13 protein-coding genes and 3 pseudogenes are annotated in these 17,649 nt (G+C 39.5%); 14 read left to right on the top strand and 2 right to left on the bottom strand.

Annotation, left to right across the window (positions count from 1 at the left end):
• Positions 1 to 3 precede the first annotated feature (3 nt).
• The 9 genes and pseudogenes from rplM to AB1F57_RS02810 all read left to right on the top strand — a co-directional run.
• Complete coding sequence (gene rplM / locus AB1F57_RS02770; protein ID WP_002876943.1) at positions 4 to 450, top strand: 50S ribosomal protein L13; 447 nt, start codon at positions 4 to 6, stop codon at positions 448 to 450.
• A 19-nt stretch (positions 451 to 469) separates the two neighbouring features.
• Positions 470 to 862, top strand: a complete 393-nt coding sequence (gene rpsI / locus AB1F57_RS02775) for a 30S ribosomal protein S9 (RefSeq protein WP_002942223.1) — start codon at positions 470 to 472, stop codon at positions 860 to 862.
• 205 nt (positions 863 to 1,067) lie between these two features.
• Positions 1,068 to 1,763, top strand: a complete 696-nt coding sequence (locus tag AB1F57_RS02780) for a methylase (protein WP_167786076.1) — start codon at positions 1,068 to 1,070, stop codon at positions 1,761 to 1,763.
• 3 nt (positions 1,764 to 1,766) lie between these two features.
• Positions 1,767 to 6,271: pseudogene (locus AB1F57_RS02785) on the top strand (Eco57I restriction-modification methylase domain-containing protein).
• Positions 6,272 to 6,395: 124 nt separating this feature from the next.
• A complete protein-coding gene (locus AB1F57_RS02790; RefSeq protein ID WP_029177399.1) occupies positions 6,396 to 6,983 on the top strand; it encodes a hypothetical protein in 588 nt (195 codons plus the stop codon).
• Positions 6,983 to 7,246: a hypothetical protein gene (locus AB1F57_RS02795; RefSeq protein ID WP_029999081.1), complete on the top strand. Its 264-nt coding sequence runs from the start codon at positions 6,983 to 6,985 to the stop codon at positions 7,244 to 7,246. Before AB1F57_RS02790 ends, AB1F57_RS02795 begins: the two co-directional genes overlap by 1 nt.
• The gene (locus tag AB1F57_RS02800; RefSeq protein WP_029177401.1) at positions 7,246 to 7,695 is read left to right on the top strand and encodes a protein-export chaperone SecB; all 450 of its coding nucleotides are present in this window, start codon (positions 7,246 to 7,248) and stop codon (positions 7,693 to 7,695) included. The genes AB1F57_RS02795 and AB1F57_RS02800 overlap by 1 nt, the downstream gene beginning before the upstream one ends.
• A 150-nt stretch (positions 7,696 to 7,845) precedes the next feature.
• A protein-coding gene (locus AB1F57_RS02805; RefSeq protein WP_367985596.1) for an IS630 family transposase occupies positions 7,846 to 8,692 on the top strand; the annotation gives its coding sequence in 2 pieces (ribosomal slippage) (positions 7,846 to 8,153 and positions 8,152 to 8,692; 849 coding nt in all).
• Between the two features lie 4 nt (positions 8,693 to 8,696).
• A pseudogene (locus AB1F57_RS02810) lies at positions 8,697 to 9,380 on the top strand (ATP-binding protein); the annotation flags it as partial.
• 173 nt (positions 9,381 to 9,553) lie between these two features.
• Here the strand turns inward: AB1F57_RS02810 and AB1F57_RS02815 are convergent.
• Together AB1F57_RS02815 and AB1F57_RS02820 are read right to left on the bottom strand one after the other, a co-directional pair.
• Entirely contained in the window at positions 9,554 to 9,715 is a 162-nt protein-coding gene (locus tag AB1F57_RS02815) for a hypothetical protein (protein WP_228475248.1), read from the bottom strand.
• Positions 9,716 to 10,187: 472 nt separating this feature from the next.
• Positions 10,188 to 10,478, bottom strand: coding sequence for a helix-turn-helix transcriptional regulator (locus tag AB1F57_RS02820; protein ID WP_167786073.1), 291 nt, complete (start codon positions 10,476 to 10,478; stop codon positions 10,188 to 10,190).
• 197 nt (positions 10,479 to 10,675) lie between these two features.
• Between AB1F57_RS02820 and AB1F57_RS02825 the strand changes: the two genes are divergently transcribed.
• The 5 genes and pseudogenes from AB1F57_RS02825 to ltrA all read left to right on the top strand — a co-directional run bounded on the left by AB1F57_RS02825 (position 10,676) and on the right by ltrA (position 17,611).
• Positions 10,676 to 11,575, top strand: a complete 900-nt coding sequence (locus AB1F57_RS02825; RefSeq protein WP_367986057.1) for an ROK family protein — start codon at positions 10,676 to 10,678, stop codon at positions 11,573 to 11,575.
• A 112-nt stretch (positions 11,576 to 11,687) separates the two neighbouring features.
• Positions 11,688 to 12,530: an HAD family hydrolase gene (locus tag AB1F57_RS02830; protein WP_167786071.1), complete on the top strand. Its 843-nt coding sequence runs from the start codon at positions 11,688 to 11,690 to the stop codon at positions 12,528 to 12,530.
• 293 nt (positions 12,531 to 12,823) lie between these two features.
• Positions 12,824 to 13,657, top strand: coding sequence for a BglG family transcription antiterminator LicT (gene licT, locus AB1F57_RS02835; protein ID WP_167786095.1), 834 nt, complete (start codon positions 12,824 to 12,826; stop codon positions 13,655 to 13,657).
• A 209-nt stretch (positions 13,658 to 13,866) separates the two neighbouring features.
• A pseudogene (locus tag AB1F57_RS02840) lies at positions 13,867 to 15,776 on the top strand (beta-glucoside-specific PTS transporter subunit IIABC).
• 557 nt (positions 15,777 to 16,333) lie between these two features.
• Positions 16,334 to 17,611: a group II intron reverse transcriptase/maturase gene (gene ltrA / locus AB1F57_RS02845; RefSeq protein ID WP_367985804.1), complete on the top strand. Its 1,278-nt coding sequence runs from the start codon at positions 16,334 to 16,336 to the stop codon at positions 17,609 to 17,611.
• Positions 17,612 to 17,649: the final 38 nt, after the last annotated feature.

Consider the following 17,649-nt stretch of genomic DNA (forward strand, 5'->3'; position numbering starts at 1 on the left):
ATCATGAACAAAACAACTTTCATGGCTAAACCAGGCCAAGTTGAACGCAAATGGTACGTAGTAGACGCTACTGATGTACCTCTTGGACGTCTTTCTGCAGTAGTTGCTAGCGTACTTCGCGGAAAAAACAAACCAACTTTCACACCCCACACTGATACTGGTGACTTCGTTATCGTTATCAATGCTGAAAAAGTGAAATTGACTGGTAAAAAAGCGACTGACAAGATTTACTACACTCACTCAAACCACCCAGGTGGATTGAAGTCAATCTCTGCTGGTGAATTGCGTTCTAAAAACGCTGTTCGTTTGATTGAGAAATCAGTTAAAGGTATGCTTCCACACAACACTTTGGGTCGTGCACAAGGCATGAAATTGAAAGTGTTTGTAGGCGCTGAGCACACTCACGCTGCACAACAACCAGAAGTACTTGATATTTCAGGTCTTATCTAAGGGAAAGGACGTAATCTAAATGGCACAAGCACAATACACAGGTACTGGTCGTCGTAAAAACGCGGTTGCACGCGTACGTTTGGTCCCAGGTACTGGTAAAATCACAGTTAACAAAAAAGATGTAGAAGAGTACATCCCACACGCTGACCTTCGTTTGGTTATCAACCAACCATTCGCAGTAACTTCAACTCAAGGTTCATACGACGTTTTCGTTAACGTGAACGGTGGTGGTTACGGTGGTCAATCAGGTGCGATCCGTCACGGTATCGCGCGTGCGTTGCTTCAAGTTGACCCAGATTTCCGCGATTCATTGAAACGCGCTGGCCTACTTACACGTGACGCTCGTATGGTTGAACGTAAAAAGCCAGGTCTCAAAAAAGCCCGCAAGGCATCACAATTCTCAAAACGTTAATTATCAGCGATATATCAACGTTTCAAAGCACTCAAGAGTTTACCTCATGGGTGCTTTTTTCGTGTTTTTTTGAAAAATATTTTTTCAAAAATCGTATACCAATTTTATTTGATGCTTTCTTTGGATAAGGGCTAATGAAATCTAGTAGTGTTCGTTGGAAAATGATATAATAGGTGGAGATATAAACGTTTTCAAGGAGTAGGTTTTGGAAGAGAGCTTAATTAAATCAAAACAACGTGTTCAAAAACATGGAGAAGTCTTTACACCTGCTTGGATGGTTCAGAAAATGCTGGATTCTCCTGGAGTGAAGGAAGCTTGTGAAAGTGTATATAAGACCTTTTTAGAGCCATCTGCAGGCGATGGAAATTTTTTGCAAGCTATTTTAGAGAGAAAGCTAGAGGCTGTGGTCAGACAGTATGACAAACGAAATTGGAAAACAAAGTCTTTGATTGCTCTCTCGTCCATATATGGCATAGAGTTTTTAGAAGATAATTTGGAAGTGGCACGTTCACGGATGTTTCTTTGTTATTTAGACTGGTACGAGCAAGCTTTTGGAACTAGACTAAATAGCAAAAACGATATCTATCAATCAGCACACTATCTTATTCATAAAAATATTGTGAGAGGAAATACCTTGACTCAGCAGCATCCAGTCACAGGGGAGCCTATTAGGTTCAATGAGTGGCAACTGGTCAAAGGTCATCCCAGTTTGGTGAGAAAAATTCCTTTTGCACTTTCAGAACTTTTGGGTAAGGAAGTAGAAGACAATCGGACAGTCGTGGAAGGACAACTGAGTTTTTTTGATATAGATGATGAATTTATTATTGAGAATGAATCTGTTAAAAAAACAGATGTGATAAAAGAGATAACCATTCAAAAAGTGTATTTACTAGGAGATTAGGCTATGATTTCAAATTTTGAATTTTTGGCAATTGATATAGATACAGCCGAGCTTTTTAGAACCATAAATATGGCTGAAGAAAATTATACACATGGGGACTATGAAGGCACGCTGACTAAGGTTAGAAAAGTTGCTGAGAATACAGCGAGGTTGGTTGCCGATAGAGAATATTTAGATATTATTGAGCGCGCCACCTTTAATGACGTACTAAGAGAGATAAGAGATTTTATTCCCAATAAAACAATCGTTGATCACTTTTATGATATCAAGGGAAAAGGGAATAATTCTGCCCATGTCCTTAATCCAGAAGATGCGACAAAAGAAAATGCCCTAAAATCACTAAAACAAGTCTTTGACATATTAGCTTGGGTCATGCTGACCTATATTGAACCGGGTATTAAAGCCAGTGCAATTGGTCAGTTTTTAGAACCGAGAGCACAAGAAATGTACACTACGGCTGAGCGGAAGTTTATCTATATTCAAACAGTTAACAATGAAAGTGGACTATTTAATGCCTTCGAAGGGACTCAAAAAATTGGTGAGGGTAGCGTTTCTTCGGATGATATTGAGACAGATTGGTCGCCAAATAGTGACTTTTTACGTACTGTTGCCCCAAAACGTATTAATCAATACATGAAAACATCTGGTCTGCCTTACACGCTTGGTTGGGTAGAGCTTGCTTACAAAAAGGCGACCAAGTCCTGGTTTCATGATTATGATGTGCATAATGTCTTGAAGCGTTCAGGGATTAAACAGGCTGAACAACTGGAAGGAACAGAGTGGTTCAAGACGGATTTAGAGACAGCTAAGGCTGCTATTAAAGCTGTTAAAGAAGGTAGAAATTATCTAAATATTACTGCCAAAGAATCATTTATTGAAGAACCAGTTATCACCCTTCGTCCAGAACAAGAGGCAGCGGTCGAGCAGACGCAAAAAGTCTTTAAGAAAAAAGACCGAATGCTCTGGAATGCTAAAATGCGTTTTGGCAAAACTCTGACGTCCTTGCAATTAGTCAAGAATGAGGCTTTTCAAAAAGTTCTCATCATGACTCATCGTCCTGTTGTGGCGGATTCTTGGTTTGATGATTTCAAGAAAATGAAGATGAGCGCTGATGGGTATGATTATGGCTCAGTCAATCAAGGAGAAACGCTTGAAAACCTGAAGCGAGGAGAAAAACCTTTTGTGTATTTTGCTTCAATCCAATTGCTTCGGTACAATGGCGGACAAACCAATCTGAAAGATTTTGCAGATGTGGATTGGGATTTGATTATCATTGATGAGGCGCACGAGGGAACGCAAACCGAGCTCAGTGACACCGTTATGAAAGAATTGGTCAAAGAGCATAAAAAGATATTTGAATTATCAGGAACCCCCTTCAATCTTCTGGATCAATTTGACGAGGAGCAAGTTTATACTTGGGACTATGTCATGGAACAACAGGCTAAGAAGAAGTGGGAATTAGAACGTCCAAGTGAGCCAAATCCTTATGAAACTTTGCCAAAAGTATCAATGTACACTTTTGAAATGAAGCATAAGGAACGTTTTTCTGATGAGAGTAAGTCGTTTAACTTTAGGGAATTTTTCCGTGTGGCTGAGGATGGTCAACTTGTTTATAAGCAAGAGGTTCGCCAATTCTTAGATAATATCACACATCCAGATAGTCGTACGAACTACCCTTTTTCAACGAAGTCTTATCGTGAAGAGTTGCGTCATACGCTTTGGCTCATGCCAGGTGTTAAGGAAGCAAATGCTTTTGAGGACTTGCTTAAAGAACACCCTATTTTCGGTAAAGAATATAAAATTGTTAACGTTGTTCGAGGTGCAAGTAGTGATGATGGAATTGCTAACGATGCGGACATAGAGAAAGTTCGTTCTGCTATTGGTAAAGACCCTTCGCAGACAAAAACCATTACCCTGACGGTTCGTAAACTAACTACAGGTGTTAATATCCCAGAGTGGACAGCAGTCTTGTTTTTGTCAAATACCAATAGTGCCATGAACTACCTACAAGCTGCCTTTCGTGCCCAGACGCCTTTTTCTCATGAGAAATTGGGAATGAAGACAAATTGTTATGTCTTTGATTTTGCTCCTGATAGAGCCTTGACTGTCATGGCTGAGAGTGCCCAGATTAACTCAGGTGTAGGGAAAAAGAATACGCAGGCTCAAAAACAAGCCATGGCTCGTCTTCTAAACTTTATGCCAATCTTAGGGGCTTCAGACAATGGAATGAAGACCTACGATGTGGATAGAATGCTGACACAGCTCAAGAAAGTTTATGCTGAAAAGGCAGTGCGGTCAGGTTTCGAAGACGACAGTCTCTATAATGATAATCTACTAACTTTGACCGCTGATGATGCGTCTATGTTTACCAAACTCAATGCGATTGTCGGCAAAACGCAGAGTCAAAAAACGCCTAAGAAAGTTGTTATCAATGAAAATGGCTTGACAACTGAAGAGCATGAGCAAGCTGAAAAAGCTAAAAAGAAACCAAAAGCTAAACGAACATCAGAAGATCTAGAGGTTATCGAAAAACAAAAAGAAGCGAAGAAAAGCGAAAAAATATGATTTCTATTTTACGCGGGGTTTCTATCCGTATTCCAATGATGATTTACGGCATGGCGGTCGATTTATCAAAAGATATTACCATTCAAGACTTTATCAAGCAGGTGGATGATGAATCGTGGAAAGAGTTCATGCCAAAAGGTTTCACCAAGGGAATGTTTAGTGAGATTACCAAGTATTATGATACTGAGGTCTTTATCGAAGCGGGTCGTATTATCCGTCAGCGTGCTAAATCATTTGATGACCTGGATTTCATCGAGCGGGCAGAGCAGATTGCAGAGCTGTTTGGTACCTTTAAGAATCCTGACAAGGAAACCGTACTGACACCTTGGCGCGTGGTCAATCTACAAGTATCTAAGTCAGTAGGCGGATTGAACTTCTATGATGATAACTTTGAGTCGACGACAGATGGTGCGAGGTCAAATCTTCACTGGGTGTCTAATGAAGTGACTCCATCAATCTATCAACGAGATACGAAAATCTTAGACATTAACTCGAAGACAGGTCTCTACCCTCTTCATAGCGCCATTAGCTTGTATTATCAAAGAGTGACAGAAAATGATGACAACCATTTTGAAGCTGACCAAGTCTATCAAAAGATTTTAGCGAATAATATCTACGCTATTGCCAAAACGCCAATGGCAAAAACTATTACTGAACGTACACTGACAGGCTATCGGAAGTACAAAACCAATGTGACTTATATAGAAAGCCTGACAGATACCCTAAAAACAGATAGTGAACAAGGTAAAAAACTAGTTGAGGAGGCATTTAACAAGGTGAGATTTGATGTAGTGATAGGAAATCCTCCTTATCAGGAAAGTGCAACAGACAAAGATATGGTTTCTGGTCAGCAGCAAAGGGTTAATAATGTTTTTCAATTGTTTCAAAAACTTACTGATAAATTGAATCCTAATCATTCTGTACTTATTTATCCTGGGGGACGCTGGATGCAACAATCTGGTCGTGGAATGAATGAATTCGGAATAGAGCTAATAAACAGTACTAACCTAAGTCACTTGATTTATTATCCAAATGCAAATGAAATTTTTGGAGAAGTGGCAATCTCAGATGGTATTTCAATTGTTCATAAAGACTATAGTAAAACATCCGATACATTTGAGTATTCGCTAGTTGAGGGTGGGAAAACTTTGGCTATTCAGAGAAATTATCCAGGCAAGGAGACATTTGTAATTTATCCTACTGATGAAACGATTGTTCAAAAAATTAAAAAGTTTGTTACTGATAATAATTTAAACTTTCTTTCATCTTCCTCAACGATTAATCAAAAGCTTTTCCAAATTGAAAGTAATTTTGTTGAACTAAATCCTGATAAAGTTGAGATTTACAATGGTCAGGAATTTGATAAAAAAACTCAGATTAAACTTCTTGCAAATGACAAAGCAGGTAAGGCTGGACGTGCAACTTGGTTTATCGCACAACGAGAAGTTATTAAAGTTAAGCAAGATTTGATCGATAAATATAAAGTTGTTGTATCTAGTGCTAATGCTGGTGGTCAGAAGAGGGATAACCAATTGGCAATATTAGAGCCATATACTGCATTCGGTAGGAGTCGTCTTGCTTTAAAGGCCTTTGATACGAGAATAGAATCTACAAATTTCTATAACTATGTTTCTTCGAAATTCATACGTTTTGCATTCTTATTAACTGATGAAAATCTTTCTTCGCTTGCAAAGTTAGTCCCTGACTTATTAGACTATACACAAAATCAAAAAATAATTGATTTTACTAGGGATATTGATGAGCAATTCATAAAAATATTGGCTTTGACGAATGAAGAAGTTAATAGAATTGAAGATAGAGTAGATAATTTACGGTAGCAATTCATTTAAGCTGAGATAGACGCACAACTCTACCGAAAATATGGACTTTCAGATGATGAAATTGCCTTTATTGAAAGTAAAGTGAAGGAGATGGTGGAATGATTGTGGATAGAGATTCAGAGTCATAATAATCTGTATCTTTTTTGACAAGATACAATAAAAATATTATAATTTACTGTAGTAAGCAGAGCTTACTACAGTAAATTGAGGCTGTAAGGAGATACTGTTGGAAGGTTATCATGGCACCACTCCTCAAAATGCACAAGCTATTATTCAAACAAAAGAAGTAAAAATTAAACCATTTTCTATAAAATCTGATGTAGTTATACCTCCTGGGCAGCGTTTACCGAATGATTTAGGTCAAGGATTATATCTTTTTTTGGACAATGAATTACTAGAATTTGACGGGAAAAAATGCGCAAAGCAATATGCACAGAAATGGAAAAGTGATAGGAATAAAACAGCACTTATTCAATTTTGCTTTGATGAGACTACTCTCTATATTCTAGATTTTAACGAGCCGGAGAACTTTAAACGATTTGTAAAGCTTCGTGATAAGCTATATCGGAAAATAGAACAGAGTTTGACGACTTTCAAAGAGACTAATTCGTTGAGACGAGCTAATTTGGATGGTATATTTATAGAGTATCTTATTCAGCATGGTCTAAAAATTCAGGTTGATGGGGTTGTGAAAGACACCTATACACCTTTTTATAGTTCAAGAAGTACATTATCTAATTTTCCAAATGGTCGAGAACTTTGTTTGAGAAATACTGATGCAATAAATTGGGAAGCTACTAAGGAGGTAGAATAATGACATATAAAAATATTATTTTAGACGATTCAATTCTTGATGTTGATTCCTGGTTTCCCCAAGAAGCAATTGATGAGATTGTTGAGATCATTAAGACTCATGCAAAGACCCCGATTGAAATGCAATCATTTAAAAATAGCCAATACAAACTAGAAACTTTTGATAAGAAAAAATTTCCAGAACCAACTGTAAAAATAAAAGAATACTCAAACACAATGCCTAGTTTTATTGATTATCAACTAACTGGAGGGCAGGTAGCATAGTGGCAGTTATATCATTTGAAAATTATGTAATTGATGAATCTTATTACAGGGTTAATGATTTATTTGAAAATACAGAGGAAAAATTGAGTATGCCTGTATCGTTTTCTGCAGAAATCGGTATAGATAAATCTCAAGAAAAAGCCTATGTCATCATCAATGTTTCCTTAGGTGAATTGGAAGAAGAGTCAGAAAAACACATTCCTTTTACTTGTAAAGTTTCTGTTAGAGGAATCTATGGTTATCAGTCAGAAGCTTTTGAAACAAATAATGATTTAAAAGATGTTTTAGGGAAGAATGCTGTAGCTATTCTCTACCCTTATGTGCGCACCTATATTTCTGCGTTGACCAATTTAGGGAATCAATTCCCAGTATATACATTACCAGTTATGAATTTTGCTGAAATAATTCGGGAGAATGATTTGATTACTTTTATTGGTTTTGATGACTAGAAATAGATATTGATTAAGATTTTATAGTTAAAGAAGGGGGAGTGGTTTATCATTCCTTTTTCTTTATTGTTACACTATTTGACGGTGCTTTGTCTACCTTAATTATAGCACAATGAAACAAAAACAGTACATTTGTGGTATAATGTACTTATGGCATATTCATTAGATTTTCGTAAAAAAGTTCTCGCATACTGTCAGAAAACCGGCAGTATTACTGAAGCATCTGTTGTTTTCGATATTTCACGCAACACCATCTATCAATGGCTAAAATTAATGGAGACTACTGGCGAGCTTCATCACCAAGTTAAGGGAACCAAACCAAGAAAAGTTGATAGAGAAAAATTAAAGAACTATCTTGAAGCTCATCCAGATGCTTTTTTGACTGAAATAGCTTCTGAATTTGGCTGTCATCCAACAGCTATTCATTACGCTCTCAAAGCTATGGGATATACTCGAAAAAAAGAGCTGTACCTACTATGAACAAGACCCTGAGAAAGTAAATCAGTTCCTTAAAGAATTTAATAACTTAAGTCACTTGACACCTGTTTATATTGACGAGACAGGGTTTGAGACATATTTTCATCGAGAATATGGTCGATCTTTGAAAGGTCAGTTGATCACAGGTCAGGTCTCTGGAAGAAGATTCCAGCGGCTATCTTTAGTCGCAGGTCTTATAAACGGTGAGATTATAGCCCCAATGACCTACAGAGAAACCATGACGAGTGACTTTTTCGAAGCTTGGTTTAAAACATTCTTACTACCCACTTTAGATAGACCATCTGTTATCATTATGGACAATGCAAGGTTTCATCGGATGAGTAAGCTAAAAGAGTTATGCAAGGAGCAGGGTCATAGACTTTTACCACTTCCTCCTTACTCACCTGAGTATAATCCCATTGAGAAAACATGGGCTCAAATGAAAAAACACCTCAGAAAAGTATTGCCAAATTGTGATACTTTTCTTGAGGCACTTTTGTCCTGCTCTTGTTTCAATTGACTATATCAAGGTTAGAGATTTTATTCGCACCCAGCTTCGGGAATTTCAGTATTTGGATGACAGTGGGCAATTCAAAATTTTACCTGAGTATCCTGAATTTGCTTGGTTTGAAGGTGTTGTCAATGCTGTAACGCACCGTGATTATTCCGTCTATGGCGATCACATTCGTGTGCTTATGTTTGATGATCGACTAGAGATTCATAGCCCAGGGAAATTACCCAATATCGTCACCGTTGACAATATCAAGCATGAACGTTTTTCACGAAACCCTCGCATTGCCAGAACCTTGACAGAGTTCGGTTGGGTACGTGAGATGAATGAAGGAGTAAAGCGTATCTATTCTGAGATGGAATCTGCTTTTCTCCATGAACCTAAATTCTCAGAACCTGGGAATAAGGTTGTCCTGACGCTTGAGAACAACATTGTCAGCCGACATCTCCGTACAAGAGACAGCTTGGAAAAACAGTTCTCTGATTTTGTTGAATTAACAGCAGACGAGCAATTGATTGTCCACTATATGTATAACTCAGGCAATAAAATGACAACTGCAAAAGCCATTGAGCTTACAGGTAGGAGTCGATCATTTGTTGTTAAATTACTTCATAATCTTCGTGACCTAGAAATCATTACTTGGTTTGGTTCAAGTAAAAATGACCGCAATCAGTATTATCTTTTAGTTGATAAATGATTGCAGTCAGGATACTATTAGTAATAAGAATACAGTAGAATACAGTAGAATACAGTAGAATACAGTAGAATACAGTAGAATACAGTAGAATACAGTAGAATACAGTAGAATACAGAATACAGTAGAATACAGAAAAAGCGGTTATCAACAATCAGGTCGATAACCACTTTTTTTCACTTATCCGCTAATTCTTTCAATAATTCATCGTATTGATTCCTAGCATTTTCTAATTCTTTGTCAAAGTCAAAAGTTGGCCCAGCTTTGAGAATGCTGGTTTCTACATTCGGTTCCTCTTTGCAAACTTTTGTAGTACTGATACTCAGTGGAACATTCATTAGCTACGCCTCCCAATTTTGTAACTATATTATACATAGAATGTGTGAAAATTAAAAATGAATACTTTGGGGTGGTGCATTTTCTAGAATCAATAGTAAGGTAAACTTTTATATTTTCTGGTTCGATTTTGCTTATTTTGCTTGAAAATTTACCTTATTTTGATGAAATTAGTTGAAATTGGATGAAATATTAAGTTTTGAAAACCCGTAAAAACGTTGATTCTAAAGGCTTTTAAAATTAGTTGAAATAAACAATGCTCCAACCAGGTCTTAAGAAAGCTCGTAAAGCTAGCCAGTTCTCTAAACGTTAAGAACCAGCTACAATACAGCATTTATCAGCACTTCATGGTTCACACCATGGGGTGTTTTTTGTGTTTCTTCATAAAAATTCACTACGTTTTCTTCTAGTTATTTAATATTCAGGTAGCTTATTAACACTAATGAAGCGTTTTGATAATGTGAATGATTGCTTTTACAGTCTCCTTTTATTTTTAGGCAGTTCAGCCAATAGCAGTATCAATTCGTTGATATTTTCATCTTGGTTGACTTGTACATCAAAGAAAGCAGGGATATCTATTTCGAGCGCATCAATAATTTTATGCAGTGTGTGGATGGTGATGCTGCTTCTCTTGTTCTCTAGCTTATTGATGTAATTGAAACCAAAATCAGCTTTTACTTCCAACTCTGTCTGCGTCATACCGGTCTGAATGCGTAATATTTTTATTCTGTTAGCAATGAAATATTGTAAATTATTTATCATCATAAAATCCTCCAATAAACAAAAAAGTAATATATATTGCTTGAAACAAAAAAGGCAAAATTGTGTCAAGAAAATGATTTCATCAGGAAATACTCTTTGTATCAATTGGTACCAAAATTTAGGGAATGAAGTGCTGTATCACGGCCTTGTCATTTACCTAGCTTTTGATACAATAGAATGAAAAGAGAAAGGAGCAAGTTATGAAAAAATATCTTTCCATTGACATTGGGGGCACTCTAATTAAATATGGGGTGCTGTTAGAGACCGGGGAGCTACTTTATAAGAAGGATAGACCAACGCCTTCAGACTTGGAAGCAATGAAGCTGGCGCTAGAGTCTATCTATCGTGAGATTGCGGCTAACGAGGAGCTGGAAGGAATTGCCATTTCCTGTCCAGGCAAGGTAGATAGCCGGGAGGGAGTCGTTTATTATGGAGGAGCGCTGACCTATCTTCATCAATTTCCTATCGCAGATTTCATGAAGAATTTGAGTGGCAAATCTGTCGTCGCTATCAATGATGGCAAGGCTGCTGCCCTAGCTGAAAAATGGCAGGGAAATTTAGCAGACGTTGAAAATGGTATGGCTCTTGTCCTTGGAACAGGGCTTGGAGGAGGGATTATTTTGAATAATCAGCTCGTGCAGGGCCACCATTTCCAGGCTGGAGAATTCAGTTTTCTCCTTCCAAATGATGAACACCCAGATGGTGAACACGGTGCTGGCTTTCGTTATTCGCCTGTGCAAATGATTGGGAAAATTGCAGATGTACTTGGCTTGCCAGATAAGAAGGACGGCCGACAAGTATTTGAGTACATTAACGCAGGAAATGAAGAAGCTCTTGCTATCTTTAAGCAATTTTGTAAATACTTGGCTATTCTCATTTATAATACCCAAGCGATTATCGATACCCAGAGGGTTGTAATCGGGGGAGGCATTAGCGCCCAGCCTATTTTGCTCCAAGAAATTGAAAAGCAATATAGAGACCTGCTAGCAGGCCTGCCTTTTGTAGGAGCTATGATTACTCCGGTAGAAATTTTACCATGTAAATTTGGCGGTAATGCGAACCTAATGGGTTCTTTGTATCAATTATTGCAGGAAAACTAGGCCCATGTGTCTAGTTTTTTTCATAGAATAGTATCACTTTATCACATTATTTTACTATTTTTTTCTATAAATACATACTATACTAGAATTAAGAAAAACATGAGGTGAAGAAATGTCGAAAATTATTTTTCTAGATGTAGATGGTACCTTGGTTGATTACCACAATCGTCTTCCTCAATCGGCTATCGAGGCCATCCAGCAGGCACGCCAAAATGGGCACCTTGTCTATGTTTGTACAGGTCGCAGCCGAGCTGAAATGCAGCCAGAATTGTGGGATATCGGCTTGGATGGCATGATTGGTGGCAATGGATCCTATGTAGAGCACCACGAGGAAGTGGTCATGCACCAAATGATTTCAGAAGAGGATTCCAAGGCCATTGTGGATTGGCTCCAAGGCCGTGGCTTGGAATTTTATTTGGAGAGCAACAACGGTCTATTTGCCAGCGAGAATTTCCGTGAACGTGCGCGTGAAACGCTCAAGATTTACAGTATGTCTAAGGGGAAAACGGCCGAAGAGGTGGCTCATCAAGAAGTAGAAGATGTCATGCATGGCATGGTATTTGGTGGTCAGCTCTATCGCAATGACCTCAATAAAGTCAGCTTTGTCCTCGATTCTTATCAGGATCATCTGGATTCAAAAGCAGCCTTTCCACACTTGAAGGCCAATACTTGGGGAGGACGCGGCGAGACGGCCTTGTTCGGTGACCTGGGGGTAGCCAATATTGACAAGGCCCGTGCTGTTGAGGTCCTCCTGGAGCATTTGGGAGTCTCGCAGGCAGATACCATTGCGTTCGGGGATGCTAAAATTGACATTCCGATGTTGGAATACTGTGCGATTGGTGTTTCTATGGGAAATGGCGGCCCTGAGATTCTAGCCATGGCTGATATGGTAACAGACGATGTGGAGGAGGATGGCCTCTACAATGCCTTTGAAAAATTGGGGTTGTTAGACTAGGAGCGTTCACTTGAAACCAGAACAGACAGCTGAACCAGTTGAAATAGCTGATTTTTGGCTAGGTTGGGGTGGCTAACTTCATTCATTATAGAACTTTCGAAAGTTGTGACGATAAATTTTAAATTTAAATTGCTTTTTTTAAAGGCTTGCAAAAACGCTTTCAATCTGTTAGAATAATCTCAGGATTGTTACTGGTAAGCAGGCAAAACCTCAACTTCATAGCTAGTTTGGCCCAGGCCATTCTTTACTATGGGGTTGAGGGCTTTTATTTGCCAGTAGGGAAGGGGTTAGACATGAAAATTGATAAGGTCTACAATAACAATGTGGTTCAAGTTCTGGATAATCATGGACGGGAATTGATTGTTATGGGAAAGGGGCTGGGTTTTCAAAAGCGTACGGGTGATGACCTAGACGAAAGCAAAATCGAAAAGACTTTCGCCTCGCAAAATGATCATCAGGTCCAGGACTTGTTGGCCCTCAATTTGACCATGAAGCCAGGAGAGTTGGAAGTGGTCAATCAGATTGCTTTTATGGCTGAGCAGACCTTGGATATTCAACTGGATTTGTCTTTCTACATTGCCCTGGGTGATCATCTTAACTTTGTCTTCCAGCGTAGTCGGGAAGGCCTAGAGATGGAAAATCCATTGGCTTGGGAGGTGCGTAAATTCTATCCCCAAGAATACCAGATTGGTTTGGATTCTCTAGATTTAATCAGAGATAAACTGGGTTTGGATTTGGACAAGGTAGAGGCGGCTTCTATCGCCCTCCATATTATCAATGCTCAGAAGAATGGTTCCTTGGGACGAGAAACGCAGAAAATTAGTCGGATTGTAGGACAGATTTTATCGATTGTGCGCTTGCATTTCGGCCAGGGTCTGGATGAGGATGATACCAGCTACCACCGCTTTGTCACTCATGTCCAGTATTTTGCACAGAGGGTGGCAAATGGCAAAATCGAAGGGGTTAACGATGCCTTCCTTTATGAACAAGTCAAGGCCAATTATCCGAGCGCCTTTGAATGTACTCAGAAAATCCGTCGCTACATCAGTGCTGAATACGACTTTGAAATGTCCAAGGATGAACAAGTCTATCTGACCATCCACATTCAGCGTCTCAAACCTATGTAAAAAAGTTTATAAAAAATCAAAAAAAACTTCAGAAAACGCTTGCAAAAGAGTTTGCAATGTGTTATCATAAATTCATCAAAAGGATTGTTACTGGTAGGCAGGCAAAACCTAAATATATACAAGGCATATTTTTCAGCATAGGCTGGGGATAGTGTTTGGTATATGTTTAGGTTTTTCTGTTTATCAGGAAAAAAGAAAGGAGCCGAAAAATGGCTAAGGATTATACAGATTTAGCTACAGATATTGTAGCTCATGTTGGTGGAAAAGAAAACATCAGCAGTCTCAAACACTGCGTGACTCGTCTTCGTTTTGGTCTCAAGGATGAGAGCAAGGCTGATACAGACTACTTGAAGTCGCGTGACGGTGTCGTTACTGTGGTACAAGCTGGTGGACAATACCAAGTGGTTATTGGTAACCATGTCCCAGATGTTTATGCAGCGGTGCAAAAAGCAGCAGGTATTGCAGGAGATGGGGCACTAAATATTGATGAAGGCGATGGTCCAAAAGGAAATCTCTTTGAACGCTTTATTGATTTGTTATCAGGTATCTTCCAAGCCTTTTTGGGACCTTTGGCTGCTGCTGGTATCATTAAAGGTCTTGTTGCCATTATGGCTTCGCGAGGCTTGACGAGTGATAATAGTGCTGTATATGCTATATTAAATGCAGCGGGCGACGGTTTCTTCCAATACTTACCTTTGTTAGTGGCTCTGACATCTGCTCGTAAGTTCAAGATGAATGAATTTACTGCCCTAGCAATCGGTATGGCCTTGATTTACCCAACCTTGCCAGGATCGCTTGCAGCATTGAAAGAGGCAGGACTGGATAATGTATTTGGTATTCCATTTGTTTTGCCAACAGCAGGTAGCTACTTGTCAACGGTTATCCCAGCTATTCTCGCAACGTGGGTGGCTTCAATTATTGAGAAAAACATCCGTAAAGTAACACCAGATGTTGTCAAACTCTTCGTTGTTCCATTTGTGACTATCTTGCTTGCTGTTCCACTGACTTTCTTAGTGGTTGGTCCTGTCGCAAACTTCATCTCTGATGTCTTGTCAAATACATTTACTGCTATCATGAACTTTAGTCCATTGCTTTATGGTTTGATTCTTGGTGCGACTTGGCAAGTTTTGGTTATGTTTGGAATGCACTGGGCAGTTGTCCCATTGGCAATTATGCAAGTAGCATCAAATGGTTTGTCTTCAATTCTTGTACCGGCCTTGCTTCCAAACTTTACACAGACCGGCGTTCTTTTGGCAATCATGTTGAAGACCAAGGAGTCTAAGGTTAAAACAGTTTCTATGCCTGCATTGGTTTCATCTATTTTTGGTGTGACTGAGCCAGCTATCTACGGTGTGACCCTTCCTATGAAAACACCGTTCTTTATCTCTTGTGCTGTTTCAGGTGTAATTGGTGCTGCCACTATGTTCTTCAATGTAACAGGTTACTCTGTAGGTGGTATGGGTGTCTTCTTGTATCCATCTCTGGTTAATCCAGCAAACGGTGACATGTCAGGTATGATTGCTGCGATTATTTTGACAGTAGTTGCAATCGTCGCATCCTTCGCTATCCAAATGGCCCTTCCAGTTCCTTACTTGTACGGAGAGCCAACTGAAAAAAAGTAGTTGAGACTCCACAGGAGTCTATCCCAGAATTAAAAGAAATCAAGCAAGAAATTCTTGCAAGTCCCCTTATCGGTAAGATTGTAAAATTGGAAGATGTTCCAGATGCAGTCTTTGCTTCAGGAGCTATGGGGAAAGGAATTGCTATCGATCCCCTAGATGGTATTCTTGTTTCACCAGCTAAAGCTGAAGTGACCCTTGTTTTCCCAACCAAGCATGCCATTGGTCTTCGGACGGAAAATGGGGCAGAGCTTCTCATCCATATTGGTATGGACACAGTCTCTCTAGCTGGTAAAGGCTTTGAATCCTTCGTCCAAGTAGGTGACCAAGTTGAAGCAGGACAAAAATTGTTGGAATTTGATCTCCACCAAATCAAAGCAGCTGACCTACCGGTCATCACTCCAATTATCGTGACCAACTCAGCTGACTACGAAGATGTTCTAGTCACACAAGAAGGTCAATTGAATATCGGAGATTACCTGATGACGACGGTGAAATAAAAATAAAGTGGTTGGCAATTTGTGCCGACCACTTTTTTGAATGTACGACGGGCATGTCGTACATCTGAGGTGAAAGTCCTCCGTGGACACCCGCTACCGGTGAACCCCAAAGCGACTCCCAAGCCTGACTATCGTGAGGTAGCGGGGAGAGGAAGGGATAGCGAAATCGTGGCTCTACGAACAGAAACGTGATAACAAGGCGTATATAGGGGATGAGGGGGCATACAACTCTAAAGTCCAAAAAGGTAGTCGTAACCTATAGACGTAAATCACGAGAGTAAACGAGGAAAGATGTACGACTTATCCCGTGAGGTCTCATGAGCGTCAAAGACGTAGTAACAACGAATCATGAGAAGTCAGCCGAGGCCATAGTAGCGATGAAACTTCTGTAATAGAGGTGGAGCGAAGGGCTGAACAATTAACCGAAGTATACCTACTTCACTTGTGTCTGTAAAACTAGCGGTCTGATAGAACTGGGTGCGGTCACGTATTGACTAGAGGAAAGTTCACCAATATAAGACGTCCCTCAGACACCGAAACAAGAAAGGAATACGCACATGTCACAGTTACTAGATAATATCCTATCTCGGTCCAATATGCTTGAAGCCTACAATCAAGTTAGAGCCAATAAAGGTTCAGCAGGAATTGACGGCGTAACTATTGACGAAATAGATGACTATCTCCGCAAACACTGGCGTTCAACTAAAGAACTCATAAAGCAGAGGAAGTACAAACCTCAGCCAGTCTTACGAGTTGAAATTCCCAAACCTAACGGCGGAGACCGTCAGTTAGGTATCCCAACGGTCATGGATAGAATGATACAACAAGCTATTGTCCAAGTCATTAGTCCTATTTGTGAACCCTATTTCTCTGAGAGGAGTTACGGATTCAGACCCAATCGGTCATGCGAACAAGCTATTATCCAGTTATTAGAATACCTTAATGACGGTTATGAGTGGATAGTAGACATAGACCTGGAGAAGTTCTTTGATACCGTTCCTCAAGATAGACTGATGTCGCTTGTTCATAACATTATCCAAGATGGAGATACAGAATCTTTAATTCGTAAGTACCTTCATTCAGGTGTAGTCATCAACGGACAACGGTATAAAACACTAGTTGGAACTCCACAAGGAGGAAACCTATCACCGCTCCTGTCCAATATCATGCTTAATGAGCTAGATAAAGAGTTGGAAAATCGTGGACTTCGCTTCGTTCGCTACGCAGATGACTGCGTCATCACAGTCGGTAGTGATGCGGCGGCTAAACGTGTGATGCATTCAATTTGTCGTTATATTGAAAAACGATTAGGTTTGAAAGTCAACATGACCAAGACCAAGATTGTGAGACCGAGCAAATTAAAGTACCTAGGATTTGGGTTCTGGAAATCATCTGAGGGCTGGAAAAGTCGTCCGCATCAGGATAGCGTACAGAGTTTCAAGAGAAAACTCAAGAAACTAACGGCCCGTAAGTGGAGTATTGACTTAGACAGCCGAATTGAGCGACTAAACTGGGTCATCCGAGGTTGGATAAACTACTTTTCTATGACGAACATGAAATCAGTCATGGAAAGCATTGATGAACGACTAAGAACTCGAATAAGAGTTATTATCTGGAAACAATGGAAGAAGAAATCTAGGCGATTATGGGGACTTCTCAAATTAGGAGTACCGAAGTGGATAGCGGATAAAGTATCTGGCTGGGGAGACCATTATCAATTAGTGGCTCAGAGGTCTGTACTGAAACGTGCCATATCAAAACCAGTCCTCGCTAAACGTGGACTGGTTTCTTGCCTAGATTATTATCTAAAACGACATGCGTTAAAAGTTAGTTGAACCGCCGTGTGCCGAACGGCACGCACGGTGGTGTGAGA

The organism is Streptococcus nasisuis, assembly GCF_040836615.1.
In the GTDB taxonomy this organism is placed as follows: domain Bacteria; phylum Bacillota; class Bacilli; order Lactobacillales; family Streptococcaceae; genus Streptococcus; species Streptococcus suis_V.